Origin of the sequence: Chromohalobacter israelensis DSM 3043, assembly GCF_000055785.1 — a bacterium.
Classification (GTDB): domain Bacteria; phylum Pseudomonadota; class Gammaproteobacteria; order Pseudomonadales; family Halomonadaceae; genus Chromohalobacter; species Chromohalobacter israelensis.
Genome location: NC_007963.1, coordinates 1,828,608 through 1,855,500, shown reverse-complemented (window position 1 = coordinate 1,855,500; position 26,893 = coordinate 1,828,608). Strand labels below are relative to the sequence as shown.

24 protein-coding genes are annotated in these 26,893 nt (G+C 66.5%); 4 read left to right on the top strand and 20 right to left on the bottom strand.

Features of this window, described 5'->3' with window-relative positions; all coding sequences use genetic code 11:
• Positions 1 to 15: 15 nt before the first annotated feature.
• The 7 genes from era to rpoE form a co-directional block, all read right to left on the bottom strand.
• Complete coding sequence (gene era / locus CSAL_RS08310; protein ID WP_011506931.1) at positions 16 to 915, bottom strand: GTPase Era; 900 nt, start codon at positions 913 to 915, stop codon at positions 16 to 18.
• Positions 912 to 1,604, bottom strand: a complete 693-nt coding sequence (rnc, locus tag CSAL_RS08305) for a ribonuclease III (RefSeq protein ID WP_035412536.1) — start codon at positions 1,602 to 1,604, stop codon at positions 912 to 914. Before rnc ends, era begins: the two co-directional genes overlap by 4 nt.
• A 102-nt stretch (positions 1,605 to 1,706) precedes the next feature.
• On the bottom strand, positions 1,707 to 2,510 hold the full coding sequence (lepB, locus tag CSAL_RS08300) for a signal peptidase I (RefSeq protein ID WP_011506929.1): 804 nt from the start codon (positions 2,508 to 2,510) through the stop codon (positions 1,707 to 1,709).
• Positions 2,511 to 2,521: 11 nt separating this feature from the next.
• The gene (lepA, locus tag CSAL_RS08295) at positions 2,522 to 4,342 is read right to left on the bottom strand and encodes a translation elongation factor 4 (RefSeq protein WP_011506928.1); all 1,821 of its coding nucleotides are present in this window, start codon (positions 4,340 to 4,342) and stop codon (positions 2,522 to 2,524) included.
• Positions 4,343 to 4,548: 206 nt separating this feature from the next.
• Positions 4,549 to 5,985: a DegQ family serine endoprotease gene (locus CSAL_RS08290; protein WP_011506927.1), complete on the bottom strand. Its 1,437-nt coding sequence runs from the start codon at positions 5,983 to 5,985 to the stop codon at positions 4,549 to 4,551.
• A 315-nt stretch (positions 5,986 to 6,300) separates the two neighbouring features.
• On the bottom strand, positions 6,301 to 7,092 hold the full coding sequence (locus CSAL_RS08285; protein WP_011506926.1) for a sigma-E factor negative regulatory protein: 792 nt from the start codon (positions 7,090 to 7,092) through the stop codon (positions 6,301 to 6,303).
• A 217-nt stretch (positions 7,093 to 7,309) separates the two neighbouring features.
• On the bottom strand, positions 7,310 to 7,915 hold the full coding sequence (rpoE, locus tag CSAL_RS08280) for an RNA polymerase sigma factor RpoE (protein ID WP_011506925.1): 606 nt from the start codon (positions 7,913 to 7,915) through the stop codon (positions 7,310 to 7,312).
• Positions 7,916 to 8,297: 382 nt separating this feature from the next.
• Between rpoE and CSAL_RS08275 the strand changes: the two genes are divergently transcribed.
• On the top strand, positions 8,298 to 9,377 hold the full coding sequence (locus CSAL_RS08275; RefSeq protein WP_011506924.1) for a 3-deoxy-7-phosphoheptulonate synthase: 1,080 nt from the start codon (positions 8,298 to 8,300) through the stop codon (positions 9,375 to 9,377).
• A gap of 54 nt (positions 9,378 to 9,431) precedes the next feature.
• On the opposite strand, the gene dinG is transcribed toward CSAL_RS08275, so the two are convergent.
• Together dinG and CSAL_RS08265 are read right to left on the bottom strand one after the other, a co-directional pair.
• On the bottom strand, positions 9,432 to 11,597 hold the full coding sequence (gene dinG / locus CSAL_RS08270) for an ATP-dependent DNA helicase DinG (protein ID WP_011506923.1): 2,166 nt from the start codon (positions 11,595 to 11,597) through the stop codon (positions 9,432 to 9,434).
• 3 nt (positions 11,598 to 11,600) lie between these two features.
• The gene (locus tag CSAL_RS08265; protein WP_011506922.1) at positions 11,601 to 12,875 is read right to left on the bottom strand and encodes a DEAD/DEAH box helicase; all 1,275 of its coding nucleotides are present in this window, start codon (positions 12,873 to 12,875) and stop codon (positions 11,601 to 11,603) included.
• 226 nt (positions 12,876 to 13,101) lie between these two features.
• Between CSAL_RS08265 and CSAL_RS08260 the strand changes: the two genes are divergently transcribed.
• Both CSAL_RS08260 and xthA read left to right on the top strand, forming a co-directional pair.
• On the top strand, positions 13,102 to 13,353 hold the full coding sequence (locus tag CSAL_RS08260; RefSeq protein ID WP_011506921.1) for a hypothetical protein: 252 nt from the start codon (positions 13,102 to 13,104) through the stop codon (positions 13,351 to 13,353).
• Positions 13,353 to 14,183 (top strand): exodeoxyribonuclease III, encoded by an 831-nt coding sequence (xthA, locus tag CSAL_RS08255; RefSeq protein ID WP_011506920.1) that lies wholly within the window; start codon positions 13,353 to 13,355, stop codon positions 14,181 to 14,183. The genes CSAL_RS08260 and xthA overlap by 1 nt, the downstream gene beginning before the upstream one ends.
• 19 nt (positions 14,184 to 14,202) lie before the next feature.
• On the opposite strand, the gene CSAL_RS08250 is transcribed toward xthA, so the two are convergent.
• The 8 genes from CSAL_RS08250 to CSAL_RS08215 all read right to left on the bottom strand — a co-directional run bounded on the left by CSAL_RS08250 (position 14,203) and on the right by CSAL_RS08215 (position 21,219).
• The gene (locus CSAL_RS08250) at positions 14,203 to 15,402 is read right to left on the bottom strand and encodes a tetratricopeptide repeat protein (RefSeq protein ID WP_011506919.1); all 1,200 of its coding nucleotides are present in this window, start codon (positions 15,400 to 15,402) and stop codon (positions 14,203 to 14,205) included.
• Between the two features lie 3 nt (positions 15,403 to 15,405).
• Positions 15,406 to 16,188 (bottom strand): energy transducer TonB, encoded by a 783-nt coding sequence (locus tag CSAL_RS08245; protein ID WP_011506918.1) that lies wholly within the window; start codon positions 16,186 to 16,188, stop codon positions 15,406 to 15,408.
• Positions 16,185 to 16,595, bottom strand: a complete 411-nt coding sequence (locus CSAL_RS08240; protein WP_011506917.1) for an ExbD/TolR family protein — start codon at positions 16,593 to 16,595, stop codon at positions 16,185 to 16,187. Before CSAL_RS08240 ends, CSAL_RS08245 begins: the two co-directional genes overlap by 4 nt.
• Positions 16,588 to 17,121, bottom strand: a complete 534-nt coding sequence (locus tag CSAL_RS08235) for a MotA/TolQ/ExbB proton channel family protein (protein WP_011506916.1) — start codon at positions 17,119 to 17,121, stop codon at positions 16,588 to 16,590. The genes CSAL_RS08240 and CSAL_RS08235 overlap by 8 nt, the downstream gene beginning before the upstream one ends.
• Positions 17,105 to 18,514 carry a MotA/TolQ/ExbB proton channel family protein gene (locus tag CSAL_RS08230; protein WP_011506915.1) on the bottom strand — a complete coding sequence of 470 codons (1,410 nt, stop codon included), beginning with the start codon at positions 18,512 to 18,514 and terminating at the stop codon, positions 17,105 to 17,107. The genes CSAL_RS08235 and CSAL_RS08230 overlap by 17 nt, the downstream gene beginning before the upstream one ends.
• The gene (locus CSAL_RS08225; RefSeq protein ID WP_050934511.1) at positions 18,514 to 19,290 is read right to left on the bottom strand and encodes a DUF3450 domain-containing protein; all 777 of its coding nucleotides are present in this window, start codon (positions 19,288 to 19,290) and stop codon (positions 18,514 to 18,516) included. Before CSAL_RS08225 ends, CSAL_RS08230 begins: the two co-directional genes overlap by 1 nt.
• Before the next feature lie 253 nt (positions 19,291 to 19,543).
• Complete coding sequence (locus CSAL_RS08220; RefSeq protein WP_011506913.1) at positions 19,544 to 20,470, bottom strand: electron transfer flavoprotein subunit alpha/FixB family protein; 927 nt, start codon at positions 20,468 to 20,470, stop codon at positions 19,544 to 19,546.
• Complete coding sequence (locus CSAL_RS08215; RefSeq protein WP_011506912.1) at positions 20,467 to 21,219, bottom strand: electron transfer flavoprotein subunit beta/FixA family protein; 753 nt, start codon at positions 21,217 to 21,219, stop codon at positions 20,467 to 20,469. Before CSAL_RS08215 ends, CSAL_RS08220 begins: the two co-directional genes overlap by 4 nt.
• Positions 21,220 to 21,587: 368 nt before the next feature.
• Between CSAL_RS08215 and CSAL_RS08210 the strand changes: the two genes are divergently transcribed.
• On the top strand, positions 21,588 to 23,228 hold the full coding sequence (locus CSAL_RS08210; RefSeq protein ID WP_043559268.1) for an electron transfer flavoprotein-ubiquinone oxidoreductase: 1,641 nt from the start codon (positions 21,588 to 21,590) through the stop codon (positions 23,226 to 23,228).
• A 52-nt stretch (positions 23,229 to 23,280) separates the two neighbouring features.
• Here the strand turns inward: CSAL_RS08210 and CSAL_RS08205 are convergent, their stop codons facing one another.
• The 3 genes from CSAL_RS08205 to CSAL_RS08195 are packed head-to-tail and all read right to left on the bottom strand — an operon-like array spanning position 23,281 to position 26,870.
• Positions 23,281 to 25,470, bottom strand: a complete 2,190-nt coding sequence (locus CSAL_RS08205; protein WP_011506910.1) for an ATP-dependent helicase — start codon at positions 25,468 to 25,470, stop codon at positions 23,281 to 23,283.
• The gene (locus tag CSAL_RS08200) at positions 25,467 to 26,021 is read right to left on the bottom strand and encodes a DUF1285 domain-containing protein (protein ID WP_011506909.1); all 555 of its coding nucleotides are present in this window, start codon (positions 26,019 to 26,021) and stop codon (positions 25,467 to 25,469) included. Before CSAL_RS08200 ends, CSAL_RS08205 begins: the two co-directional genes overlap by 4 nt.
• Before the next feature lie 21 nt (positions 26,022 to 26,042).
• A complete protein-coding gene (locus CSAL_RS08195) occupies positions 26,043 to 26,870 on the bottom strand; it encodes a TatD family hydrolase (RefSeq protein WP_011506908.1) in 828 nt (275 codons plus the stop codon).
• Positions 26,871 to 26,893: the final 23 nt, after the last annotated feature.

The following is a 26,893-nucleotide window of genomic DNA, read 5'->3' as shown; positions in this document are numbered from 1 at the left end:
CCGTGGTGGGCGCAATCAGTCGAGATCGTAGCCGAGGCTCTTCAGGGCACGGTCGTCGTCGGACCAGCCACGCTTGACCTTCACCCACAGGTTGAGCATGACCTTGGCGTCGAAGGCGCGCTCCATCTCCAGGCGGGCCTCGCGTCCGATGCTCTTGATGCGCTCGCCGCGCTCCCCGATCAGGATCTTCTTCTGGCCCGGCCGCTCGACCATGATCAGCGCGCTGATGTGCAGCGTCTTGCCGTCGTCCTTGAATTCCTCGATCTCGACGGTCATCTGGTACGGCAGCTCGTCACCGAGCTGGCGCATGACCTTCTCGCGCACCAGCTCGGCGGCCAGGAAGCGCTGGCTCTTGTCGGTGATCTGGTCTTCCGGGAAATAGTGCACGCTCTCCGGCAGGCGCTGGGCGATCTCGGCCTCGAGCTCCGGCACGTTGGTGCCGTGCTTGGCCGAGATGGGCACCACGGCGGCGAACTCGCGCTTGCGGCTGATGCTGTCCAGCCACGGCAGCAGGCTGCTCTTGTCCTCGAGCCAATCGACCTTGTTGACGGCCAGGATCACCGGCGCGGGGACCTGGCCGAGCTTTTCCAGCACCACATCGTCTTCCGCGGTCCACTTGGTGCGGTCGACGATGAAGATCACGCAGTCGATATCGCGCAGGGCATGCGTGGCCGCCTGGTTCATGAAGCGGTTGATCGCCTTGTTGCGATCGCGGGTCTGGATGTGCATCCCCGGCGTATCGACGTAGATGAACTGGGTCTCCCCCTCGGTCTTGATGCCCATCACCTGGTGACGCGTGGTCTGCGGCCGCCGCGAGGTGATGGAGATTTTCTGACCGAGTATCCGGTTCATCAACGTCGATTTCCCGACGTTGGGGCGACCGACGATGGCCACGAAACCACAGTGTTGCGTCATGCGTGCTTGCCCCGGGAAGGTTCGAGAGTTTCAAGCGCCTTTTCGGCGGCCTGCTGCTCGGCGTGACGGCGGCTGGAGCCGACACCCAGCGTATGATCCTCGAGCATCTCGACGTGACACTCGATGGTAAAGACTTGCGCGTGCGCCTCGCCCTCGACCGACACGACCTCGTAACGGGGCAGCGCCGCCTGGCGCGACTGCAGGAATTCCTGCAGGCGCGTCTTGGGATCCTTCTGGTTGTCCTGCAGGTCGATCGCCTCCAGGCGGGTGGCATACCAGGAGAGGACACGGGCCTTGGCGACGTCCATCCCGGCATCGAGATAGATGGCGCCGATCAGCGCTTCCACGCCATCGGCGAGGATGGAATCGCGGCGGTATCCGCCGCTCTTCATCTCGCCGGACCCCAGGCGCAGGCACTCGCCCAGTTCGAACTCGCGCGCCAGCTCGGCCAGGGTCTGTCCCTTGACCAGGCGCGCGCGCAGGCGCGACAACTGACCCTCGCGGGCCTGGGGAAAGCGTTGAAACAACGCCTCGCCGATCACGAAATTGACGATCGAGTCACCTAGAAACTCCAGACGCTCATTGTTCTTGCCCCCGTAGCTACGGTGGGTCAGCGCCAATTCCAGTCGCGAGGTATCGCGAAACTGGTAACCGATCCGTCGACTGAGGGCTTGCAAAGGGCTACTCACGGAACTGCCTTTTTCATCTGTTCTTGATAACGCGTCGGAGAGCGTCGCTCTCCCCTAGTATGGGTCATGCGAACGTCAGTATGAGTCATTCGAGAGTCCGGGTCATTCGAGGAGCCTGACACTGGAGAAACTCGGCAAACCGCCATCCCAGTGCATCCACACGGCAAAGGCCTCGCCCACGATGTTCTCTTCCGGCACGAAGCCCCAGTAGCGGCTGTCGTTGGAATGGTCGCGGTTGTCGCCCATCATGAAGTACTGCCCGTCCGGCACCACGACCTCGCGCATCTGCGGGCCGGGGTCCTGCGGATTGTTGTAGATGGCATGGGCGACATCCCCCAGGCGTTCCTCGAATTGCCGCTCGCCGGGCGCGTCATCGGCGTCGTCGTCGGTCACCGACTTGGCGACTGGCTGGCCGTTGACGTAAAGCTGCTTGTCTTCGTAGCGAATGCGATCGCCCGGCAGGCCGACCACGCGCTTGATGAAGTTGACCGAAGGGTCGTCCGGAAAACGGAACACCATGATGTCGCCGCGTTCCGGCTCGCCGAGGTCGAGGATTTCCGTGTTGATTACCGGCAACCGCAGCCCGTAGGTGAACTTGTTGACCAGGATGAAGTCACCGACCTTGAGCGTGGGACGCATCGAGCCGGAAGGAATCTGAAACGGCTCGACCACGAAGCTGCGCAGCACCAGCACGATCAACAGCACCGGAAAGAAAGAGCGCGCATAATCCACCGGCCAGGGTTCCTTGGCCAGCTTGCCGCGCGTCGCGGCATCCAGCTCACCGTCGACCTGCGACTCGGCCGTGGCCAGCCGGGCGCGACGCGCACGCCGCCACCATACGATATCCAACAGCCAGACAATGCCGGTGATGGCCACGGCCAGCACCAGCAACAACGAAAAATCCATGGCTACGATTCCTAGTCATTCATCTTGAGGACGGCGAGGAAGGCATCCTGGGGAATCTCCACCTTGCCGACTTGCTTCATGCGCTTTTTGCCTGCTTTCTGTTTTTCGAGCAATTTCCGCTTGCGCGTGACGTCGCCGCCGTAGCACTTGGCGGTGACGTTCTTGCGCAGTGCCTTGACCGTGGAACGCGCCACGACCTGTCCCCCCAGCGTCGCCTGGATCGCCACATCGAACATCTGACGCGGAATCAGCTCTTTCATCTTCTCCACCAGGGCACGACCGCGCGGGTGCGCGTGATCGCGGTGCACGATGGTGGCCAGCGCATCGACCCGGTCGCCGTTGATCAGCACGTCGAGACGTACCAGCTTGGCGGCCTCGAAACGCTCGAAGTTGTACTCGAGCGAGGCGTATCCCCGGGAAATGGACTTCAGGCGGTCGAAGAAGTCCATGACCACTTCACTCATGGGCAGTTCGTAGGTGAGCTGGATCTGGCTGCCCAGGAACAGCATGTCGAGCTGCGTGCCGCGACGCTGCTCGCATTCGGAAATGACGTTGCCGACGAAATCCTGCGGCACGAGGATGCTGGCCCGCACGACGGGCTCGCGCATCTCTTCGATATCGGCCATGTCCGGCAACTTGGAGGGGTTGGAGACGTAACGCGTCTCGCCATCCTTCATGGCCAGTTCGTAGATGACCGTCGGCGCGGTGGTCAGCAGGTCCAGGTTGTACTCGCGCTCGAGCCGTTCCTGGACGATCTCCATGTGCAGCGTGCCGAGGAACCCGACGCGGAAGCCGAAGCCCAGGGCATCGGAGTTTTCCGGCTCGTAGTCCAGGGAGGCGTCGTTGAGCGCCAGCTTCTCCAGGGCGTCGCGGAAATCCTCGTAGTCGTCGGAACTGACCGGGAACATGCCCGCGTAGACCTGCGGCTTGACCTTCTGGAAGCCCGGCAGGCGCGCGACGTCCTCGCCGCCCTTGGCGTGCACGATGGTGTCCCCCACCGGCGCGCCATGGATGTCCTTGATGCCCGCCACCACGAAGCCGACTTCGCCGGCCCGTAGGATGCCGGTCTCCTTGCGCTTGGGCGTGAAGATACCGACCTCGCCCACTTCCCAGGCGCGCTCGGTGGACTTCATGCGGATCTTGTCGCCCTTCTTGATCGTCCCGTCGAACAGACGCACCAGGGAAATCACGCCCAGGTAATTGTCGAACCAGGAGTCGACGATCAAGGCCTGCAGCGGTGCCTCGGGATCTCCCTTGGGCGGTGGCACGTCGCGCACCAGGCGCTCCAGCAACGCCTCCATGCCCAGGCCGCTCTTCGCCGAGACCCGGCAGGCATCGGAGGCATCGATACCGATGATTTCCTCGACCTCGTGGGCGACACGATCGGGATCCGCCTGGGGCAGGTCCATCTTGTTGAGCACGGGCAGGACCTCGAGCCCCTGCTCCACGGCCGTGTAGCAGTTGGCCACCGACTGGGCCTCGACGCCCTGGCCGGCATCGACCACCAGCAGCGCGCCCTCGCAGGCGTAAAGCGAGCGCGAGACCTCGTAGGAAAAGTCCACGTGGCCGGGCGTGTCGATGAAGTTGAGCTGGTAGACCTGACCGTCCTCGGCCTTGTAATCCAGCGTGACCGACTGCGCCTTGATGGTGATGCCCCGCTCACGCTCGAGGTCCATCGAATCGAGCACCTGCTCTTTCAGCTCGCGCTCGGTCAGGCCACCGCAGATCTGGATGATGCGGTCGGAGAGCGTCGATTTGCCGTGGTCGATATGGGCAATGATGGAGAAGTTGCGAATGTGAGGAAGCGTTGCGTTCTTTTCGTCGCGGCTCATCAAGTCCTACCTGAGTCAGAAACACGATCCGGCCAAGCATACCGCGAGGCAAGCGTACGCGGACCGACGGGCATTCGAATGAAAGGCATTGTACCGGCATGCACCTGACATGGACAGCAAGCGCGTGCGATCGACGCGTTGCCGGACACGACGAGGCCCCGCTTCGGCGGGGCCTCGTCCTCAGGTGGTGAGCATTGCCGCGGGCGTCACTCCTGCTTTTCGGTCTCCAGGCGCAGCGCCACGAACAACGATTGGCCGTCGCGCACGATGCGCACGGGCACGGCACGATCGGTGGGCGCGTCCTTCACCGCCTCCATCAGGGCATCGGTATCCTCGATGTCCTGGCCGTTGAAGCTGACGATGACATCGCCGCGTGACAGGCCGGCGGCGGCGGCCGCACCACGCGGGTCGACCTGGCGCACCAGCACGCCGCTGTCGACGTCCAGTTGCCGGCGCATCGGTTCATCCAGATCGCTGATGGCGATGCCGAGCCGCACCTGGCTGTCGTCCTTCTTCGACGTCCCCGTCACGGCCTTGCCCTCGTCGGGCCAGCTGCCCACGGTCACGTCGAGATCGCGGCGTTCGCCATCGCGCATCACCGTCAGCGTGATGTCCTCGCCCGGCGCGACACGCCCCACCAGACGCGGCAACGAGCTGGAATCCTCGACGCGATCGTCGTTGACGGACAGCACCACGTCGCCCGCCTCGAGTCCCGCACGGCTTGCCGGGCTGTCGTCGGTGACATCGGAAATCAGCGCGCCGCGCGGACCGTCGAGCCCGAAGGATTCCGCCAGGTCACGGGATACCGGCTGAATCACCACGCCGAGCCAGCCGCGATTGACATGCCCGGAGTCCTTCAACTGATCGGCGATATCCATCGCCACGTTGATGGGAATGGCGAAGGACACCCCCATGAAGCCGCCACTGCGGGTATAGATCTGCGAGTTGATACCCACGACCTCGCCATCGAGGTTGAACAGCGGACCGCCGGAATTGCCGGGGTTGATCGCCACGTCGGTCTGGATGAACGGCACATAGGCGTCGCTGGGCAGCGTACGGTCGATGGCGCTGACGATGCCCGAGGTCACCGAATGATCGAAGCCGAAGGGCGAGCCGATGGCGGCGACCCATTCACCGACTTCCAGAGCGTCGGAGTCTCCCATCTCGAGTACCGGCAAGTCGTCGGCATCGACCTTGAGCACGGCGACGTCGGTTTTCTTGTCGGCCCCCACGAGCGTGGCCTCGAGCTCGCGACGGTCGTTGAGGCGCACCACGATCTCGTCGGCACCGTCGACCACGTGGGCGTTGGTCATGATGTAGCCGTCGCGGCTGATGACGAAACCGGAGCCGAGGGAGTGGCGCTCTTCACTGCCGCCGTAGCCCGGCGCCCCGGGTATCATCGGCGGCATCTGATCGCCGAAGAAGTGCCGGAAGATGTCGGGCACGTCCTGACTGCCGAACGGCGATCCGGCCATGCCCCGGGATTCGACGGTACTGGTGGTGGAGATGTTGACGACCCCGGGGGCGGCATCCTTCACCAGCTGGGTGAAGTCCGGCAGGTCGCGTGCCTGAGCGAGCTGAGCGGTGAAAAGCGTCAGCAGGGCAAGACACCAGAGCGTGGTATGACGGGCGATATATTTCATCAAAGACTCCTGATACAAAGCGTGGACTCGTTAACCAAACGAGGAGTCGCATTGACAATGGCCGGCGGGTCTCGCCGACCTACCATGGCCGACCGCGACATCCGTGACGCGGCCGACACTCCATTGATACGCTAACGCAACACGAGTTCACTGAACACTGCCATTCGCCCGTGTCGCGTCGAGCGCATCTCCGGTCCGGCCGAGGCGTGGCACCGCTCCATGACACGCACGCCCCGGCCCGAACGATAAAAGGGCGCACCCGGCAATCCGCGGCGCGCCCCATGGGTCATTCGTGTGTCCTTGCCGTCCGGCGCATCAGCGCTGGCTCGCCCTCTCGGACGCTTCCGGGCCACCCGACACGCTGTGGCTGGACATCCACGCATCGCCCGCGCCATCGCCAGCGAACTGGTCGGCATGCTGATTCAGATACGCCTGCAACATGAGCACCTGCTCGTAGTCGCTACGCTGGAACTGATAGCCGCTGCGCTGGGACTGGTGATCGGGATCGGCGAACAGCGGCGAGTCCATGCCCGCCTCCATGAGGCCGCCCGGCGCTGACGGTGCCAGGCTCGGAAAGACCGGCCCGCTGCCTGCCGAAGAGGCCAGGAACCCCGAGGCGTCGCCCCCCATGCCGGCCGGCGTCACCATGGCGCCGCCCGAGGGAGCGCTGGTCAGCGAGGCGCGCTGCGCATCGGCGCCGCCCTGGCCCGGGACCGCGTCGCTGCTGGCGAACTCCGCGCCTTCGCCATCGCCCGGAGCGTTGGCGTTGTAGACCTGAACGCCGGTGATGACCATCAGGGATACCGCCGCCGCGACGGCGGCACTACCGGCGAAGGAAAACGGCGCGGCGCGGCGCGATGTGGATGGCGCCGGCGCTTCCTGCGGCGCGGGCTCGTCGGCCAGCCGCGCCATGATGCCGGCGGAGAGATCGGTCGTGACATCCACATCGCGATCGCGCTGCATCATGCTGCGCGCCAGATGGTAACGCCGCCATGTATCGGCTTCCTCGGGCGAGCCCTGCAGCGCCTTCAAGGCACGCCGTATTTCCAGGTCATCGCCTTCGTTATCCATCAGCGCGGAAAAAGACTCTCGCACGTTCTGATTCATACCTACACCCTCACATTCGACAAGACGAATGCCCATCGTCCATTGGGCGCTGCGTAGCAGCTCGCATGTGGCAACACAGCTCCTGAAACCGGTTCTGAAACCCGAGCGAGCGTCCTGCTCACATGGCGTCGTAGCGCCCACTCATTCCACTGATACCCCGTTGAGACGTCAAAGTCGCCGAACAGTTCACTCGCGATGGCATGGATTGCATTTTTCATCACTCGACGGCGGCGTCCGCCTTGTTCGACGTGCTCAACAACGGGGCGATGGCCTTGTCCACCGCTTCGCGCGCGCGAAAGATGCGCGAGCGTACCGTGCCGACCGGACACTGCATGATGTTGGCGATGTCCTCGTAGGCGAGACCGTCCATCTCCCGCAGCGTGATCGCGGTGCGCAGGTCTTCCGGCAGGTTCTCGATCACCTCGAACACCACTGCCTCGAGCTGGTCGCGCTGCAGCGCCGCCTCGGGGGTATCGATATCGGACAGGCGACCGCTGTGATCGAGCACCTCGGCATCGACGATGTCCATGTCGCTGCCCGGCGGTCGGCGACCGCGCGAGACGAGATGGTTCTTGGCGGTGTTGATCGCGATACGGTACATCCAGGTGTAAAAGGCGCTTTCAGAGCGAAACTTGCCGAGCGCACGATATGCTTTGATGAAAGCCTCCTGCGCCACGTCCTGCACTTCGGCGGGATCGTGCACATAGCGGCCGATCAGTCCGATGATCTTGTGCTGATATTTCTTGACCAGGAGGTCGAAAGCGCGGGTGTCTCCCTTCTGGGCACGCTCAACGAGCTGGTGATCGGTTTCCCTTGTGCCCATTCACTCCCCCTCAATGCTGGAGGCACCATGGCGCGGGCCGCCCGCTTCGGCGGCACCGCATGAAATTTGCATCTGCTGTGTGGTCATCATGTTCCAGTCGAGCCCGCGGGGCACTGAATGATCGAGACAATGAATCGAATGGGGCGAAGACCTGGGGTCATGTGGCCGATCCGCTTGCTTGTGATGCGTCTAGTGTTCCTGTTTCTGCCCGTCCCATCAAGGCGACACGACGGCGGATGCGCGCAAGGCATCCGGGCATTGACCGCTCGCTCGGCGATAAGTTCGGCTGCGACATTGATTTTCCCGGCGCCGACAAGCGATAGTAGCGCTTCTTCGCAAGCGAAACCGATGCCCTTGGCGACACATATCTACAGGTAGCGGAATGTCAGAACAGCAGGTCAACAATATCAACGTCCTCGCGCAGGACGTGCTGGTCACTCCCGAAGCTCTCAAGCGGGAAATCCCTCTTTCCGAGGAAGCCGAGCGCACGGTACTCGAGGGTCGTCGGACCCTGCAGCGCATTCTCGATGGCGACGACCCGCGCCTGGTCGTGGTCATCGGCCCGTGCTCGATCCACGACGTGGAAGCCGCGCGCGACTACGCGCGGCGTCTGCGCAAGCTGGCCGACGAGGTCAGCGACAGCCTGTACGTCGTGATGCGCGTGTATTTCGAGAAGCCGCGTACCACCGTCGGCTGGAAGGGACTGATCAACGACCCTCACCTCGACGATACCTTCGACATCCAGGAGGGGCTGCGCACCGCCCGGCGCCTGCTGGTGGAACTCGCCGAAATGGGGCTGCCGCTGGCCACCGAGGCGCTCGACCCCATCTCGCCCCAGTATCTGCAGGATTGCATCAGCTGGTCGGCCATCGGCGCCCGCACCACCGAGTCCCAGACGCACCGTGAAATGGCCTCCGGTCTCTCGTCGCCGGTGGGCTTCAAGAACGGCACCGACGGCAGTCTCGATGTCGCGGTCAACGCCCTCAAGTCGGTGGCCCACCCGCACAATTTCCTGGGCATCGATCAGGGTGGCCAGGTCGCGGTGATCCGCACGCGCGGCAACGCCTACGGGCACATCGTCCTGCGCGGCGGCAACGGCAAGCCCAACTACGACAGCGTCAGCGTCACGCTGGCCGAGAACGAGCTGCGTGCGGCCGGCGTCACCCCCAACATCATGGTCGACTGCTCGCACGCCAACTCCAACAAGGACCCGTCCCTGCAGCCGCTGGTGATGGACAACATCGCCAATCAGATCCTCGAGGGCAACACCTCGATCATGGGCCTGATGGTCGAATCGCATATCGGCTGGGGCAACCAGAAGATTCCCGAGGACCGCTCGCAGCTGCAATACGGGGTCTCGATCACCGATGCCTGCATCGACTGGCCGACCACCGAAACGGCCATGCGCAGCATGGACGAGAAGCTCAAGCCGGTACTCGGTCAGCGCCAGCGCGGCGCCTGATCGCCCGCCCTACCGCCGCCCGCGACCGCCTTTCCGGTGACGCGGGCGGCGCGCCTACTGCGCCTGACCGTCGATCTCGCGGCGAAACGGCGGCAGCGAATCGAGCAGCGCCCGCCCGTACCGACGTGTCAGAACGCGCCGGTCGAGCAGCGTGATGCGCCCCTGATCGGCCTCCTTGCGGATCAGCCGTCCGCAGGCCTGAACCAGGCGTATCGACGCATCCGGCACCGAGATCCGCATGAAGGGGTTGCCGCCGCGGCTCTCGATCCACTCCGCCAGGGTCGCTCCCACCGGATCGTCGGGCACCGAGAACGGCAGGCGGGTGATCACCACGTGGGTGAGATACTCGCCCGGCAAGTCGATGCCCTCGGCGAAGCTGGCCAGCCCGAAGATGATACTGCCCTCCCCGGCGTCGACCCGTGCGCGGTGGCGCTGCAGCAATTCACGCTTGGGCAGGTGATTCTGAGCGACGACCCGCTCGCGCACCGTCTCCGGCAACGCCTCCAGCACCGCACGCAGCTGCTTGCGTGACGAAAACAGCATGAGCACGGCTTCGCGTTCGTCCAGTGCCTTGGTGAAGTCGATCAGCGCACGCTCGTGAGCCTCGCGGTTGCTGGGATCGACGGCCTCCGGCGGTACGCTGAGCACGGCGCGGGAATAGTCGAAGGGACTCGGCAAGCGCTGATAGCGATACCGGTTGGCGAGCCCGGCCCGCTCCTGCAGGCGCTCGAAACGATTGAGCGCGGTCAGCGTCGCCGAGGTCACCACGGCCCCGTGACAGGTGCCCCACAAGTGGCGCGCCAGGGTCTCGGCGGCCGACACCGGACTGGCCGAAAACGTCAGTTCCGCATCGCCGGCGATACGCTCGAAGGTCAGCCAGCGTGCCTGGGGAATGCCCTCGGCCGGGTCCGGCGTCGCCATGGCCTGCCACAAGGCATGCGCCTCCAGCGCGCGCCCGTGCAGCAGCGCCACCAGCGGCAGCCAGGATTCGGCCTGCTCGCGCGGCAGCCCGGTGGCCTTTTCGGGGTCGAGGCTCTCGCGCAGGATATCCGCCATGCTTTCGAGCGTGCGCGACAGCTCGGCGAATGCCGTCACCATCGACTGGGCCTGCTCGCTCAGGGCCTCCGGCACGCGCCCCATCGGGAAACGGTGGTGCACGGCATCGGTGGCATCGTCGGGCAGCCCCTCTTCGCGCTCGGCGAGGCGATGCCCCATGGCGAAGGCCTCGCCCAGGCGCGGCTCCAGCGCCGCGATCGCCTCCGGCAGGGTCGCCAGCAGGCGCGCCAGGGTCGGCTGCACGCCGAGGGCCGTATTGAGCTCGGCCAGCGACTTCTTCAGTGTCCGCAGCCAGCGCAGCGTGCCGTTGACCGGCAGCCGGTGGTAGAAGTGATCCAGCGCCTTGTCGGGCAGGTGGTGGCCTTCGTCGAAGACGTAGATGCAATCCTTGGGCGACGGCAGTACCAGCCCACCGCCCAAGGAAAGGTCCGCCAGCACCAGGTCATGGTTGGCGACGATCACGTCGGCCTGGTCGAGCCCGCGACGCGCGCGGAAGAAGGCGCAGGCCCCGAAGTGTCCGCAGCGGCGATTGGTGCACTGGCGATGGTCGATCGTCAGGCGCCGCCAGTCGGCGTCGTCGATCCCGGTGGGCCAGCTGTCGCGATCGCCCTCCCAGCGCCCCGCCGAATAGGCGTCGGCCATCTCCTGGGCCAGGGCCTGGAAGTCGTCCCCGTCGCCGGAGGACATCGCCTCCTCGAAGAGCGACAGCGTGGGGTTGTCTTCGCCACCTTCGAGGGCCTGATCGAGCCGCGCCACGCACAAGTAGCGACCGCGCCCCTTGGCCAGGGCGAACTCGAAGTCGAGGCCGCTGTGCGCCTTGAGGGCCGGCAGGTCGTGATGCAGCACCTGCTCCTGAAGGGCCACCGTGGCGGTGGAGATCACCAGGCGCTTGCCGCGTGCCTGGGCGATGGGCAGCGCGGCGAGCAGGTAGGCCAGCGTCTTGCCGGTACCGGTGCCCGCCTCCAGCACGCAGACGTGCTCGTTGGACAGCCGCCGTCCGGCGTCGTCCGACTCGATACCGCCCAGGGTTCGCGCGATCTCGGCGATCATCAGGCGCTGGCCGTACCGCGGGGTCAGCTCGAGCGAGTCGAGCACCCGGCGATAGGCCGTCTGAATCGTCGCCTTGAGCTCGCTGTCGAGCCCGTTATCCGTCGTCTCGGCCAAGGGTCAAAGCAGCCCGTCGGGGGGATGCTGGCACGGCAGCTTGTCGCCGATGTAGGACTCGATCCCCGGCAGGGCGAAGGCGTCTTCCTCGCCGACGAAGCTGATCGACACGCCCTCCGCGCCGGCACGTCCCGTGCGTCCGATGCGGTGCACGTAGTCCTCGGGATCCTCGGGCAGGGTGTAGTTCACCACATGGCTGACATCGTCGATGTGGATGCCGCGTCCTGCCACGTCCGTGGCCACCAGCACGTCCACCTCGCCGTTGCGGAACTTGTCGAGGGTCGTGATGCGCGTGTTCTGCGGCACGTCGCCGGACAGCATCGCCACGTTGATCCCCGCCTTGCGCAGCTCGCTGTCGAGGTTGCGCACCAGGTCGCGACGATTGCCGAAGACGATCACGCGCTCCATGTTCTCCTGGTTGAGCAGATTGACCAGCAGGCGCTGCTTGTCGCTGTCGCTCACCAGATAGACCCGCTGATCGATGTTGGCGGCATTCTCGAGGCTGACCTCGATCTCGACATGCGCGGCATCGTGCGTCCACTGATTGGCGAGGTTGAGGATGTCCTGGCTGAAGGTCGCCGAGAACAGGAAGGTCTGACGCTCCTCGGCCTTGGGCGTATGCCGCACGATGCGCTTGACATCGGGGATGAAGCCCATCGACAGCATGCGATCCGCTTCGTCGAGCACCAGCACTTCGGTCTGCGTCAGGTCGACGTCGCGCTTCTCGTGGAAGTCGAGCAGGCGCCCAGGCGTAGCGACCAGCACATCGACCTTGCGGCCCAGCTGGTCACGCTGCTTCTGATAGTCCATGCCGCCCACGACGCTGGCGACGTTGAGCGAGGTGAAGCGTGCCAGGGCCTTGGCGTCCTTCTCGATCTGCAGCGCCAGCTCCCGGGTCGGCGCCACGATCAGCGCACGCGGCGCCCCCGGCTTCTGACCGTCGGGTGCCTTCTCCTCGAGGAAGTAGGCCAGGATCGAGATCAGGAAGGCCGCGGTCTTGCCGGTGCCGGTCTGGGCCTTGCCGACCACGTCCCCGCCCAGCAGGGTCTTGGCCAGGGCCTCGGCCTGGATCGGCGTGCAATACTCGAACCCTAGGGCATGGATCGCGCGCATCAACGGCACGGGCAGGTCGAAATCGTGGAAACGCCACTTCCCCGCGACCGGCGGCACCTGAAACTGCTTGATGTCCCACTGGGATTGCGAGCGGCGCGGTTTGCGACGCCGACGTTTCGGTTTGCGGTTCTGGGCCGGTGCTGAGGTTTTGTCCGACTCGCTCATAGGCTTCTATGTCTGTCCAATATTCGTACGGAATGCATGAATCCAGCGCGCTCACCCGCCTCCCGGCGCGCGCCACGGCCGTCGTTCAGCCGAGCTGGATCACGGCGGAAGCGGGCATTGTATCAGTCATTGCCGAGCCTCGCGCGGGCATCGCGCCCGGCACGGATGTCGCTCGACGACGCGGCTGGTAGAATGGGCGCCAAGTCAATACGACACGGGATACGACATGACACGCAGGAAAAAGACCCGCTCGCTCGCCAGCAAGGTGACGATTCGCACCGGGCGCCGCAAGGACTATCGTCAATGGCGCCACGACAACCCCGACGAGGTCAAATCCTCGGCGCGCTATACCCAGAAGAAGCGTCAGCAGCGCAAGCTGCAGGCGGCACGCCGACTGGCGCGTCAGCAGCAGGCGCCCAAGCTCGACATCCATGGCGGCACCTCGTCCGCCGACAGCGACAAGCGAGGTGACGACTGATGCGCCTGGTGTCGTTCAATATCAACGGGATCCGTGCCCGCCTGCATCAACTGGAAGCGCTCGTCGACGCCCACGCGCCCGATGTCATCGGCCTCCAGGAAACCAAGGTACAGGACAGCGAATTCCCCCGCGAGGCGGTCGAGGCGCTGGGGTACCACGTCGCCTTCCACGGCCAGAAGGGGCACTACGGCGTCGCGCTGCTGACGCGCCAGGCGCCCGAGGCGGTGTACTACGGCCTGCCCGACGACGGCGAGGAGGCCCAGCGCCGGCTGATCGGCGTGCGCCTGGCGTGTGACGATGGCGAGCCGCTGACGGTCTACAACGGGTACTTCCCCCAGGGCGAGAACGTTGACCACCCTACCAAGTTTCCCAACAAGCGCGACTTCTACGCACGGCTCACGACGCTGCTTCAGGAACGCCACACGCCCAGTGAACGTCTCGCGGTGATGGGGGATTTCAACATCTCGCCCGCCGACATCGACATCGGCATCGGCGAGGCCAACCGCAAGCGCTGGTTGCGCGAGGGCAAGACCAGCTTCCAGCCGGTGGAGCGCGAATGGCTCGCGCGGCTGGTCGACTGGGGGCTCAGCGATTGCTACCGCCTGCGCTACCCCGAGGTCGACGACCGTTTCAGCTGGTTCGACTATCGCTCGCGCGGTTTCGAGCGCGATCCCAAGCGCGGGCTGCGCATCGACTACATCATGGTCACCCCCGCGCTTTGCGAGCGGGTGACGGACGCGGGCATCGACTACGAACTGCGCGGCATTCAGCGGCCCTCGGACCATGCGCCGGTATGGGCGCAGCTCGCCTGCGACGCCGGCGCGAGCTGAGAACGGCGCGACACCGACCTCAGTCGGCGTCGAGCGATGCCAGCCAGTCCTCGGCCTGCGACGCGCCCGCGTCGCGGGCCGCCTCGAAAGCCTGCCGTGCGTCTTCCTCGCGAGACAGTTCCAGCAGGGACACACCTTCGAGCAGCCAGGTTCGCGCGGGATCGGCGCCCTGCTCGCGAGCCTCGCGCAGTGCCTCCACCGCCGTCGACCATTCGCCCCATCCATAGGCCAGTTCGCCGAGCTGCCGCCAGTCCTCGGCGGCTCGGGTCTGTTCGGCCAGCGTGCGCCACGCCGACAGCGCCTCGCGATGGGCGCGCGCCGCCGTCCAGGCTTCGGCGAGGCGCCGCTGATGCTCGACATCGCGGGGCAAGGTACCGTCCTCGAATGCGGCCTGCAGGTACTCGGCGGCGCGTGCCGGCGTACCGCCCGCCACGTGCAGGCGTATCAACTGCTCGAGCGCCTCGCGCCCTTGCAGCGCCCCCCGCCGCCAACCGGCTTCCCACAACGCGGCGGCCAGGCCGGGACGCTGCATGCGCTGCGCCAGGGCCGCCGCGCGCCGCCAGGCATCGGGGTCGTCGCCCTTCCCCTCGAGCGCCGTGTCGAGCAATCCCAGCGCCGCCTCATAGCGCTCGGCATGCTGATAGACGCTCGCCGCCAGGGCACGACGCGTATCGTTCATGCCACCGGCGCGGCGTGCACGGTCGACCCAGTTCGCGGCCTGTGACCAGTGCTCCAGCGTCGCCTGCGCCTGCGCCATCAACCACAGGCTGTCACGGTCGCCACCGTGACGCTCGATCCACTCGCCGAGCAGCTCGGCGCCTTGCGCGGTCTGGCCGGCACGCAGCCGCAGGCGAGCTTCCTGATCGAGCCAGCGCCGGCGCGAGTCGCCGTCGACACCGTCGATGCGCCGCGCCTGGCGATACAGATCGGCGGCGGCGCCGTCACGCCCCCGCCGGGCTTCACCGGTGGCCGCCAGTTGAAGGAATAGCGCCCGCGCCCAGCGGTCCGCCGCATTGCCCCCTTGCAGTCGGCGTGCCGCCGCCTTGGCGTCGTCGATCTCGTCCTGGCTGGCCCCGTCGTCCTGCAGGCGCTGCTGCAGCGACTCCAGGGCGTTCACCATGTCCGGCGCCAGCGGCGGCCCTGCCGCCAGCGCCTTGCTGCCGGCGGCCCCCAGGCACAGGCCCACCACCACTGCATAGCTCCAATGAGACAACCGCATGCGCTACCTCTTGAGGCGGAATTCTAGACGCTGACGCGCTTCACGCGGGGCATCCGCACGCGGGAACCGCCAGCCGGAGATCGCCTTCAGTGCCGCCCGCTCGAACACGTTTCGCGGCTGGGCCTCGGTGACCCGCAAGGAATCGGTATCCACCCGGCCGTCGGGCTGGATCGTGAAGCGCACTTCGACGTACCCCTCGATGCCACGACGCTGCGCCCGTGACGGGTATTCCGGCGGCACGCGCTCGGTGGGCTGGGGAGACCCCACTTCCTGCGACGGCGCCTGGCTGGACTCCCCGCTATCCGCGGCCTGGTCCGCCGAGGCGGCCTCGCTCTCGCCCTGGGACGCCTCGTTCGCCGACGAGGACTCGGTCGGCTGTGGCGTCGGTTCCGGCTCGGGAGCCGGCTCCGGCTCGGGCTGCGGTTCCGGCATGGGTTCGGGCTGGAGTTCGATCTCCTCCAGCTCCGGCAATGTCTCTTGCGGCACCTCCGGCGTGGGCGGTGCCGAGCGCTCGGGCTCGGGCAACGCCAGCGCACTGTCGCTTTGCGCCGCCGGCACGGGCGACGGCGGCGGTGGCGGCGGCGTGTCGGCCGGTGGCGTCGGCGCATCGGGCGCGGCCGCCTGGGGGGCCGGTGCCTGCGCCTTTGGCGCCTCGACACGCGACACCGACATCGGCTGCTCGATGGGCTCGCGCGCATCGTCCGGCGGCGCCACCAGCAATGCCAGCAGATAGAACAGGCCCAGCGCCATCAGCACGCCGCCCGCGGCTCCCGCGATCGCCCTCATCCGTCGGCGCCTCGCTCCGCCGCCACGGCGACGTCATCCACGCCGGCGTCGCGGATGGCATCCATGACCTCGATGAGCAGCCCCGTGGTCGATTGGCGATCGGCCTGGATCACGACCCCACCCTCGTCGCTGACCAGGCTGGCCACCTCGTTGCCCACGCGGTGCGCGTCCACCGGCTGACCATCCACCCACACGGCGTCCTCGGCCGTGATGGCGACCATCACCTGGGCATCGGGACGCGCCGTGGCGGCCGACGATTCGGGGCGCTCGATCTCGACCCCGCTTTCCTTGATGAAGCTGGTCGTCACGATGAAGAAGATCAACATGATGAACACCACGTCGAGCATCGGCGTGAGGTTGATCTCCTGGGCGTCGTCGTTGACGTCCTGTAGTCGACGCCTACGCATTGGCATCCTCCACGGCACGCGCCATGCGGTCATGCAACCGCTGGTCCTCGCGCCGAATCACGTGTTCGAGTCGTGTGGTGAACAACAGCCCCACCACGGCAACCGCCATCCCGGTCAGGGTCGGCAGCGTGGCGCGCGCCACGCCATCGGCCATGGCGCGCGCCTGATTGGCCTCGGTCAGCGACAGGCTGTCGAAGACCTGGATCATCCCGGTAACCGTGCCCAGCAGTCCCAGCAACGGGCACAGCCCGACCAGCAACTTGAGCCATGGCAAGGGGCGCCGCAGCTGGCCGATGAGTTCCTGGGTCCATACTTCGCGCAGCGTCAGCGCGCTCCAGCTCAGATGGTCATGTCGCGCGACCCAGCGCGAGACCAGCGCACGACGCCGACGCCGATGCACGAACTGCCAGTAGAGGCCGCGTTCCAGCCCCATGGCGAACAGGGCCATGGCGACCAGGGCGATCACCACCAGCACGGGGCCGCCGGCCCCTACCAGCCAGACGATGGGCTCAGCGAGTGTGGGCATGGGCCTGCGTTCCCGTGTGGCCGTCGGGCGTTTCGAGATGCTCGGCAAGCACGGCGCTGGCGCGCCCTTCGAGGGTGCCGAGCAACTCGCGGCTGCGGCTGCTCAAGGCGGTATGCGCGAACAGCAGCGGCACGGCGGCGATCAGCCCCAGCACGGTGGTGACCAGGGCCTGGCTGATCCCGCCCGCCATGAGCTGCGGATCGCCGGTCCCGAAGACGGTGATCGACTGGAAGGTCCCGATCATCCCGGTCACGGTCCCCAGAAGCCCCAGCAGCGGCGCCACGGCCGCCATCAGCTTGACCAGAGGCTGGCCGCGCTCGAGACGCGGCTTCTCGGCCAGCAGCGCTTCATCGAGACGCGCTTCCAGGGCCTCCGGGGCATGCTCGCGCCCCAGTGCCGCGAAGCGCCCGAGCACGCGGCCCAGGGGATTGTCGTCGCGCAGCGCATCGGGCGAGCGCAGCTGACGCCGCAGACGTACGCTGACCAGCAGCAGGTAGACGTATTGCGACAAGGCGACGAGCAGACCGGCGATGCCCAGCACCACGATCACGTAGCCGACCGCACCGCCCTGCTGGAAACGCTCCCAGAGCGTGGGCTGCTGCGAGAGCGCCTCGAGCACATTGCCCCGCGTCGGATCGAACACCACGCGATCGCCGTCGCCCTGCTGGAAGGCGCGCAAGGCCTGCGAGGCCGCTTCCGGGGTGTGCGACACCACGCGCAGTGTCGGTTCCCGCGAGTCGTCGCCGACGTCGCGGGTCAACAGCTTGCCGTCGCTGAAGGCCAGAAAGTCGCCGAGACGAATCGCCTCGCGCCGCTCGACGTTGCCCTCGGCATCGGCGATGGGCGCCTCGAAGCGTACGCCGCGTCCCGTTTCGGCGGTCAGCGCGGCAAAGGTCCGGCCCAGCGATTCCAGGGTCTGGGTGTCGATGATGGCGTCATCGTCCAGGCGCGCCGGCAACCGGGTCCGGGTGCCCACCGTCAACCAGCCGTCGCCCAGGTCATCGCGCAGTTCTCCGATGGCGCTCTGCGCCACTCCGAACACGCCGTCGAGGTCGCCCGCCTCGTTGCGGCGACGCTCGTTCACCGCCTCGAGCGCCTCGCGTTGTTCGGCCTGGGTGGCTTCCAGCGCGTCGCGCCGCTCACGGGCCGCCTCGCGTTCGGCCTCGGCCTCGTTCACGGCGTCCCGCAGCGCTTCCCGATCCTCCATCAAGGCGGCGAGGCGCTGCCGGTCACGTGCCTCGGCGGCGTCGCTGTCCGTACGCAAGCTTTCCAGCAACTGCCCCAGCGAGGGCGTCGCGCCATCATCCTGCGCCGAGGCCAGGGACGCGACACCCGGCAACGCCATCGCCGCGACCAGCACCGGGGATAACAGCAGAGACTTCCATGCGCTCATCACGACTCCTCGTCCTCGGCGGCTGAAGAATTGGCGGCGTCGGACGCGCGTGTCTCGAGCGCCACCGAGACCGGCAGGTCCAGCAGGGCCGGCGCGCGCTGGTCACGCGCGATGCGCATGCCCTTGCGAAGTTCGTCGAGCGCATTGCCCTCGAGCGGTTGCCAGGCGCGCTCGTCGGCACGCCAGACCGCCCCGGAGCGCCCGTCGGGGGTCAGGTAATAGAGCCCCACGCGCCCCACGCGCAGATAATCGACCTGGCGTGCCTCATCGCCCACCAGCGTGCCCTGCCAGGTATCCATCTCGCGTCCGTAATCGAGCTCGGTGCGCCAGGCGGACAAGACGCGATCGAGCTTGTCGGCGGCCGCCATTTCGCTGTCATCGAGCATCGACTCGAGACTCTCGACCCGGGCCAGACGCTCTTCGCGCAGGAACGGCAGATCGGCCTCGATCAGGGTGCGCAGGCGCGTCACCATGTCACGCAGCAAGCCAGGCAGCGCCTCGCGCGTGACCGACAGCTGGTCGATGGCCTCGCGGCGCCGCTCGATCAGCGCCGCCTGCGTCTCGTTGCGGCGGGACAGTTCCTCGTTGTAGCGCTCGAGGCGGGACGCGTCGCGGCTGGCATCCCGCAAGCGAGTGAGCAGCTCGCGGGTCTCGTCGTCGGCCGCGTCGATCTTTTCCTGCAACGCCGCCTGGGTCTGTTGCGCTTGCGCGCTCGCCTCGCGCAATGACGTCTGCTGCGCCCAGGCGGGCGTCACGAGGCTCGTCAATAGCGCCATGCCGGCCCAGGCCGCGCACCAGCCTGTCCGTGTTCGGTGTCGCGTGTCGTTTGCCACCACGCCTTCTCCCGTTGCGTTTGCGTGCCGGTTACCTCAACGGCCAGCACCTGAAGGGCTAGCACGCTAATACAAACAAGAACAATTATCAATCATGAGCCACCCCATGCAACGAAAGAACCGGCCACGAGGGCCGGTTCTTCCGGGGGTGACGGGGCGGCACGACCGCCCCGATACGGCACGTTCCAGAGCGTACCTAGAGCTTGGCTTCCAGCTCCGGCAATACCTCGAACAAGTCGCCCACCAGGCCGTAATCGGCGACCTGGAAGATGGGCGCTTCCTCGTCCTTGTTGATCGCCACGATCACCTTGGCGTCCTTCATCCCCGCCAGGTGCTGAATCGCCCCGCTGATGCCCACGGCGATGTAGAGCTCCGGCGCGACGATCTTGCCGGTCTGCCCCACCTGCATGTCGTTGGGCACGAAGCCGGCGTCCACGGCGGCCCGCGATGCGCCGATCGCCGCCCCCAGCTTGTCCGCGATGCCCTCGAGCAGCTTGAAGTTGTCGCCGTTGCCCATGCCGCGCCCGCCGGAGATGACCACGCGGGCACTGCCCAGCTCGGGGCGATCACTGCTGGCCAGTTCCTCGCCGATGAAACGCGACAGCGAATTGTCGACCTCGGCGGTCACCGCTTCGATGGTGGCGCTGCCCGTGGCCTCGACGGCATCGAAGGCCGTGGTGCGCACGGTGAGTACCTTGAGGGCATCGCTCGACTGCACGGTGGCGATCGCGTTGCCCGCGTAGATGGGCCGCAGGAAGGTGTCCGGGCTTTCCACGGCCAGCACCTCGGAAATCGCCGCCACGTCCTTGAGCGCGGCAACCCGCGGCAAGACGTTCTTGCCCTGGGTGGAAGCCGCCGCCAGCACATGGGAATACTCCCCGGCGAGCCCGGCGATGAGGTCGCTCACCGGCTCGGCGAGCTGATGGGCATAGACGCCGGCATCGGCCACGCGGACCTTGCTCACGCCGGCGAGCCCGGCGGCCGCCTCGGCGACGCCCGCAACGTCTTCGCCCGCCACCAGCAGGTCGATGTCGCCGCCGATGGCCTGGGCCGCGGCGACCACATGCGCAGTGCTGCCGGCCAGTTGGCCGTTGTGATGTTCGGCGATTACCAGAATGCTCATGCGATCACCTTGGCTTCGTTCTTGAGTTTGTCGACGAGTTCATCCACGGACGCCACCTTGGTGCCGCCTTGACGTTCGGCCGGCGATTCCACCTTGAGCACGTTCAGGCTGGAGGTCACCGCGACCCCCAGGGCATCGGGCGTCTGCACGTCGATGGGCTTTTTCTTGGCCTTCATGATGTCGGGCAGCTTGGCGTAACGCGGCTCGTTGAGGCGCAGGTCGGTGGTGATCACCGCCGGCAGCTTGAGCGAGACCGTCTGCAGGCCGCCATCGATCTCGCGGGTCACGCGGACCTCGTCGCCCTCGACCTGCACCTCGGACGCGAAGGTGCCCTGTCCCATGCCTGCCAGCGCGGCCAGCATCTGACCGGTCTGGTTGTTGTCGGTATCGATGGACTGCTTGCCGAGGATCGTCAAGCCGGGCTGTTCGTCGTCGACGACGCGCTTGAGCAGCTTGGCGGCGGTCAGTGACTCGACCTTGTCGTCGGTCTCGATGTGGATGGCGCGATCCGCGCCCAGCGCCAGCGCGGTACGCAGCTGTTCCTGCGCGGCCTTGGGGCCGATGGTGACGGCCACCACTTCGCTGGCGACGCCCTTTTCCTTGAGGCGCACCGCTTCTTCCACGGCAATCTCACAGAATGGGTTCATGGCCATCTTGACGTTCGTGAGATCGACGTCGGAGTGGTCCGGCTTGACCCGGATCTTGACGTTGTAATCGATGACGCGTTTGACCGCGACGAGTACTTTCATGGTGTCCTCGCTTGGTTAGAACCGGCAGGCATGCCCTTAGAACAAATTCATTCAAGCGTTTGATAGGGGGCGTGTCCCGAAAAAATGTCGCCCGTTACACACTCGGCGACCCTATATAATATTGCGTGAACTCGTCCAACGCGGTCAAACCCCGCAGCGCCCCACGCCTGAGTCGCAGACAAACTCCATGGAAGATGACATCATGCGCGTCGGCCGTTCCGGCTGGAATCAAACAACCGTTTAAAATACAATTCAACCACGAAACATTGTTCATGTGCCGCTCTCCCCGAGCGACGTGGCGCGCATGACCGGGTGAGGCGCTCGCCCGACGCGAAGATGAAGGAGATCAAGCCGTGGAACGCGAATACATGGATTTCGACGTCGTCATCGTCGGCGCCGGCCCTGCGGGGCTTTCGGCCGCCTGTCGCTTGATGCAGCAGGCCAACGAGGCGCAGCGCGAACTCAGTGTCTGCGTGGTCGAGAAAGGCTCCGAGGTGGGCGCGCATATCCTCTCCGGAGCGGTGCTCGAGCCGCGCGCCCTGCGCGAGCTGTTCCCCGACTGGGAATCGCGCGGCGCCCCTCTGACCACGCCGGTCGTCAGCGATGACCTGTATCTGCTCAAGGACGCCAAGAATGCGCAGAAGCTTCCCAACGCGCTGATCCCCAAGAGCATGCACAACACCGGCGGCGCGTACGACAACTACGTGATCAGTGCCGGCAACCTGTGCCGCTGGCTGGCCGAACAGGCCGAGCAGCTGGGCGTGGAGATATTTCCCGGCTTCGCCGCCCAGGAGACCCTGCACGACGAGGACGGCACGGTACGCGGCATCGTCGTCGGCGACATGGGCGTGGCCGCCGATGGCAGCGAGAAGCCCGGGCACATGCCGGGCATGGAGCTTCGCGCCAAGTACACGCTGTTCTCCGAGGGCGCCCGCGGCCATCTCGGCAAGCGGCTGATCCAGCGCTTCTCGCTCGACGAGGGTTGCGATCCCCAGCATTACGCCCTGGGCCTCAAGGAACTGTGGGACGTGCCGGCCGACAAGCACGAGCCCGGACGCGTACTGCACGGCTCCGGCTGGCCGCTGCCCGGCGACACCCACGGCGGCTGGTTTCTCTACCATGCCGAGAACCAGCAGGTCGTGGTCGGCCTGATCGTCGACCTGTCCTACGACAACCCTTACCTGTCGCCTTTCGACGAATTCCAGCGCATGAAGCACCACCCGGTGCTCAAGCAGTACCTGGAAGGCGGTTCGCGCGTTTCCTATGGGGCACGCGCCATTACCAAGGGCGGCGCCAACAGCCTGCCCAAAATGACCTTTCCCGGCGGCCTGTTGATCGGCTGCGACGCCGGTACGCTCAACTTCGCCAAGATCAAGGGCATTCACATGGCGATGAAATCCGGCCTGGTGGCGGCCGAGAGCGTGTTCGAGGCCTTCGTGGGCGGCGACGAGGGCGGCCAGGAGCTGTCTTCCTTCACCACCAAGTGGCGCAACAGCTGGGCCTGGGCGGAATTGCACGAAAGCCGCAGCTTCGGCCCCGCGATTCACAAGTACGGCACCGTCAAGGGCGGCGCCTACAACTTCCTGGACCAGTGGCTGGGCGGCAAGCTGCCCACCGTGCACGACACCACGCCCGACCATGCCAGCATGCGCCATGCCAGCGAGGCGACGCCCATCGAGTATCCCAAGCCCGATGGCAAGCTGTCCTTCGACAAGGCCTCGTCGGTCTTCCTCTCCAATACCAACCATGAAGAGGACCAGCCCTGCCACCTGCGGCTCACCGATCCCGAGATTCCGGTGCGCGTCAATCTCCCGGAATACGCCGAGCCCGCGCAGCGCTATTGCCCCGCCGGGGTCTACGAAATCGTCGAGGAAAACGGCGAGCCCAGGTTCCAGATCAACTTCCAGAACTGCGTGCACTGCAAGACCTGCGACATCAAGGACCCGTCCCAGAACATCACCTGGGTCGCGCCGGAAGGCGGCGGTGGGCCCAACTACCCCAACATGTAGGCCCTCGCCCGAGAGATAGCGTCTCGCCAGCCGCCCGGCGGCGGGACGCCTGTCAGCTCGCCTGCGCCGCCACGGGCTCGAGCGGCGCCCTTGCCGCGATCAGCCGTCGGCGGCCGGCCTGGGTGAAACGCACCTCGATGACCGGATTGGCGGGATCACCTTCGAGCACCACGATCTCGCCCTCGCCGAAGACCCCGTGGCGCACCCACTGCCCCACCTCCCAGTGGCGGGTCGCGGCGGTCGCGCTTTCCTCGACGCGGGTCACGGGCAGACGCACGCCGCAGCGCTCCAGATAAGGCCCCACCACCTCCGGTGCGCGCACCGCCAGCGACTCAAACGGCGCCTCGCCGAGCGCGGCGGCGGCGCGGTGGCAGTCGTCCCAGGCAGTCTCGTCGATGAAGCGGCTGGGACGATGATCACCGCCGTCGTGGAGCACCAGCAGGCGCTCGCGCGCCCGCGTGATCGCGACATAGTAGAGGCGGCGCTCTTCCTCGAGACGCTCGGCATCCAGCGGGGTCTCCCGCGTGTAATGCGGAAAATCCTCTTCGTTGACGCCCCACAAGGCGACCAGGGGCCATTCCAGCCCTTTCGCGCCATGCACCGTGGTCACCAGCACGCCATCCCCGCGGCCCTCGACCGGCTGGCTCAGCAGCTCGATGAAGGCATCGGGATCGTTGGCGAGCTCGCCCGCCTGCTCGATCAGCACATCGAGCAGGCGCACGTCATCCTCCGCTTTGGCGCGGCGCGAGGCCGCACGCTTGAGCGCCTTGTCCGCCTCGGTAGCTTCCACGACGTGTTCGAGCAACTTGGCCGGCGGCCAATGCCCCAGGCGCGGCAATTCGCAGAGCAACTGCCAGCGCCGCTTGAGATTGCGCCGCTGCAGGGGCTTCAAGGCGCTCAACAACGGGTCGTGACGTTCGGGCCATTGCTGGGTGTGCGCCAGCTGCCGGGCCAGCGCGGTCAGCGTCTCGCGCGGCACGAACACCGTCGGTTGCGACAGCAGCAGGTTGAGTTGCTCGGGGTCGTGCAGGCGGTTGCCGTCGCGCGCCAGGGCCAGGTAACCGGCCAGCGCCTGCACCAGCGGCAGACGAAAGACGAAGCGGTCCTCGCGGGCGAGCCGGAACGGGACCCCCGCGCGCAACAGCTGCAACTGCACGGAGACCGACAGGGCCCAACTGCGCACCATCACGCAGGTTTCGCTCAGCGCGCGTCCGGCCTGCTGCCATTCGCGCAGCGCCTCGAGCAGCGCCGCATTGCCCACGGCCACGTCGGCTCGGGTCGTCGGGGTGCCCGGCGCCGCGAGACACAGCTGATCGGGACGCCGGCGGTTGGCGCGAATCGCATGGTTGGCCGCCAGCGCCAGCACATGACCGTGCCGGAAGGTGTACGACAACGGGTAGTCGTGAGCCGTGCCGAACAGTGCGCCGAAACGCTCGAACATGGCGTCCGGGCGCGCACCGCGCCACTCGTAGATGCACTGGTTGGCGTCGCCGACCGCCATCACCTGTGCGCGCTTCCCCGCGAGAATGGCCAGCAGACGCTGCTGTACTTCGTTGATGTCCTGGTATTCGTCGACGATCACGTGGTCGAGAAATCCCTGCACGCGGGCGCGCGCCTCGGGCGTCGCCTCCAGGCAGCGCAACGGCCGGTAGAGCAGATCGGCGTAGGTCATCACGCCGTGATCGGCGATCAGGGTTTCGAAATGCGCGTACGCCTCGCAGAAATGCTGGGTGTCGTCCCCGAAGTCGAGGCGTTCGTGAAGCTCCTCGGGCGTGCGCATCTCGGCCTTGACGAGTTCGCAGAACTGCGCGAGCGTCTCGAGCCGGTCGGCTTCCAGCGCCGCCTGACGCTGGCTGTCATCGGCCTGTTCCAGGCTCATCTGCACCGCCTGGCGCAGAAGGCGCTCGCGCTGCCAGTCCGCCGCGATCAACTGCCGGGGCGAGAGGTATCCCCAGCGCGTCAGCGTCTGGGTCAGTCGGTGACCGATGGAGTGAAAGGTGCGCACGTCGGGCAGGCGCTGCCCCGTCGCCTCGCGCTGCAGCTTGGCCGTGAAGTCCTCGCGGGCGGCGCGATTGAACATCAGCACCAGAATGCGCTGGGGCGGCACGCCACTGGCCAGCAGGTGCAGGACCCGCTGGACCAGCGTGGTGGTCTTGCCGGCGCCGGCCACCGCCGAGACGCGGGCATGTCCCTGGCCGTGCCCCACCACGGCGCGTTGTTCGGGCGTGGGAGGCTCGCTCACGGCAGCTCCCCGGGAAGATACCCGAGCGGCTGCCAGATGCCGTCGCTGTAGATCCCCAGTGCCGTGCCTTCGTCACCTTCGCAAAGCTCGGCAAGTTCGATCAGACGGTAATAGACGTTGCGATTGAGCCGCGCCGCCAGTCCGAAACGGATGGGCACTTCCGGCACCGGCTCCCCGGCGGGCGTGGGGCTGATCGCAAGGCGCCGCGACGCGTCGAGGGTCACGCTATCGCCCCATTGGGTGGTCAACGTCCAGACCCCGTCCTGGCAGTCGGCATCGACGATCAGGAAGGGACGATCCTCGACCTGGATGCGCAGCTTTTCGGCCGGCGTCACCAGGTAATAGGCGCCGTCCGCCTCGCGCCGCAACAGGCGCGACAGCAGCCGCACCAGACGTGCGCGACCGATCGGCGCGCCCTCGTGCCACCAGCGGCCGTCGGCGGCGATGGTCAAGGCCATGTCGCCGCAGAACGGCGGATCCCAGCGGTCGAGGGGCGGGATCTCGCTCGCCTGCGATGCCTCGAGGTGTGCGGTAATCGACTCAAGTGACATGCTGCCTCCTCGTGCATGGCATTACTGGCCGGTCAGGTGCGTCAGCGCCTCGCGCACGTCTTCCGGGGCCTCGGGCAATGCCTCGCGAAACAGCCGATAAAAGTTGGCGGTGGTCTGCATCGCCACTTCGTCGACGCTGATCCCGCGCTCGGCGGCGATGCACTCGGCGACTTCCACCACCCATTGCGGCTCGTTGGGCTTGCCGCGATGCGGTACCGGCGCCAGGTAGGGGCTGTCCGTCTCGATCAGCAGACGGTCGAGCGGAATGCGGCGCGCCAATTCACGCACGGCGGTGGCATTGCGGAAAGTGACGATACCGGAGAGGGAAATATAGAACCCCAGCCTTATCGCTTCCCGCGCCATGTCGAGGTCCTCGGTGAAGCAATGCAGCACGCCTCCCACCGCCGGGTCGGTATGCTCGCGGATCAGCGCCAGGGTGTCTTCCTTGGCGTCACGCGTGTGCACGATCACCGGCAACGCGAGCTCGCGAGCCGCACGCAGATGGTTGGCGAAGCGAGCATACTGGACGTCGTGGGCGACGCCGTCGTAGTGATAATCCAGTCCCGTCTCGCCGATGGCCACCGCCCCATGGCGTTCGGCGCAGGCGACGATGGCCTGGGTGTCGGGTTCGTCCGGCACCGTATGCAGGGGGTGCACGCCGGCGGAAAAGGTCACATCGTCGTGGGCACGGGCGATATCGACCAGCCCGGGCACGTCGTCCAGCGTGACGGCGATCGCCAGGAACTGACGCACGCCCCGTTGGCGCGCGGCGTCCAGGGCAGTGGCGAGCTGGCCGTCATGGGCGGCGAGATCGAGTCGGTCGAGGTGACAATGGGAATCAACGAACATGGGGTACCTAAACGATCGAACGG

What these genes read in the sequence shown, in the direction of transcription:
- CSAL_RS08245 (WP_011506918.1), bottom strand. Translation starts at nt 16,188, where the DNA reads ATGAGGGCGATCGCGGGAGCCGCGGGCGGCGTGCTGATGGCGCTGGGC.
- CSAL_RS08240 (WP_011506917.1), bottom strand. Translation starts at nt 16,595, where the DNA reads ATGCGTAGGCGTCGACTACAGGACGTCAACGACGACGCCCAGGAGATC.
- CSAL_RS08225 (WP_050934511.1), bottom strand. Translation starts at nt 19,290, where the DNA reads ATGGCGCTATTGACGAGCCTCGTGACGCCCGCCTGGGCGCAGCAGACG.
- CSAL_RS08220 (WP_011506913.1), bottom strand. Translation starts at nt 20,470, where the DNA reads ATGAGCATTCTGGTAATCGCCGAACATCACAACGGCCAACTGGCCGGC.
- era (WP_011506931.1), bottom strand. Translation starts at nt 915, where the DNA reads ATGACGCAACACTGTGGTTTCGTGGCCATCGTCGGTCGCCCCAACGTC.
- CSAL_RS08235 (WP_011506916.1), bottom strand. Translation starts at nt 17,121, where the DNA reads ATGCCCACACTCGCTGAGCCCATCGTCTGGCTGGTAGGGGCCGGCGGC.
- lepA (WP_011506928.1), bottom strand. Translation starts at nt 4,342, where the DNA reads ATGAGCCGCGACGAAAAGAACGCAACGCTTCCTCACATTCGCAACTTC.
- rpoE (WP_011506925.1), bottom strand. Translation starts at nt 7,915, where the DNA reads ATGGGCACAAGGGAAACCGATCACCAGCTCGTTGAGCGTGCCCAGAAG.
- CSAL_RS08265 (WP_011506922.1), bottom strand. Translation starts at nt 12,875, where the DNA reads ATGAGCGAGTCGGACAAAACCTCAGCACCGGCCCAGAACCGCAAACCG.
- CSAL_RS08285 (WP_011506926.1), bottom strand. Translation starts at nt 7,092, where the DNA reads ATGAATCAGAACGTGCGAGAGTCTTTTTCCGCGCTGATGGATAACGAA.
- CSAL_RS08200 (WP_011506909.1), bottom strand. Translation starts at nt 26,021, where the DNA reads ATGTCACTTGAGTCGATTACCGCACACCTCGAGGCATCGCAGGCGAGC.
- lepB (WP_011506929.1), bottom strand. Translation starts at nt 2,510, where the DNA reads ATGGATTTTTCGTTGTTGCTGGTGCTGGCCGTGGCCATCACCGGCATT.
- CSAL_RS08260 (WP_011506921.1), top strand. Translation starts at nt 13,102, where the DNA reads ATGACACGCAGGAAAAAGACCCGCTCGCTCGCCAGCAAGGTGACGATT.
- CSAL_RS08215 (WP_011506912.1), bottom strand. Translation starts at nt 21,219, where the DNA reads ATGAAAGTACTCGTCGCGGTCAAACGCGTCATCGATTACAACGTCAAG.
- CSAL_RS08290 (WP_011506927.1), bottom strand. Translation starts at nt 5,985, where the DNA reads ATGAAATATATCGCCCGTCATACCACGCTCTGGTGTCTTGCCCTGCTG.
- CSAL_RS08230 (WP_011506915.1), bottom strand. Translation starts at nt 18,514, where the DNA reads ATGAGCGCATGGAAGTCTCTGCTGTTATCCCCGGTGCTGGTCGCGGCG.
- CSAL_RS08275 (WP_011506924.1), top strand. Translation starts at nt 8,298, where the DNA reads ATGTCAGAACAGCAGGTCAACAATATCAACGTCCTCGCGCAGGACGTG.
- CSAL_RS08195 (WP_011506908.1), bottom strand. Translation starts at nt 26,870, where the DNA reads ATGTTCGTTGATTCCCATTGTCACCTCGACCGACTCGATCTCGCCGCC.
- xthA (WP_011506920.1), top strand. Translation starts at nt 13,353, where the DNA reads ATGCGCCTGGTGTCGTTCAATATCAACGGGATCCGTGCCCGCCTGCAT.
- CSAL_RS08250 (WP_011506919.1), bottom strand. Translation starts at nt 15,402, where the DNA reads ATGCGGTTGTCTCATTGGAGCTATGCAGTGGTGGTGGGCCTGTGCCTG.
- CSAL_RS08210 (WP_043559268.1), top strand. Translation starts at nt 21,588, where the DNA reads ATGGATTTCGACGTCGTCATCGTCGGCGCCGGCCCTGCGGGGCTTTCG.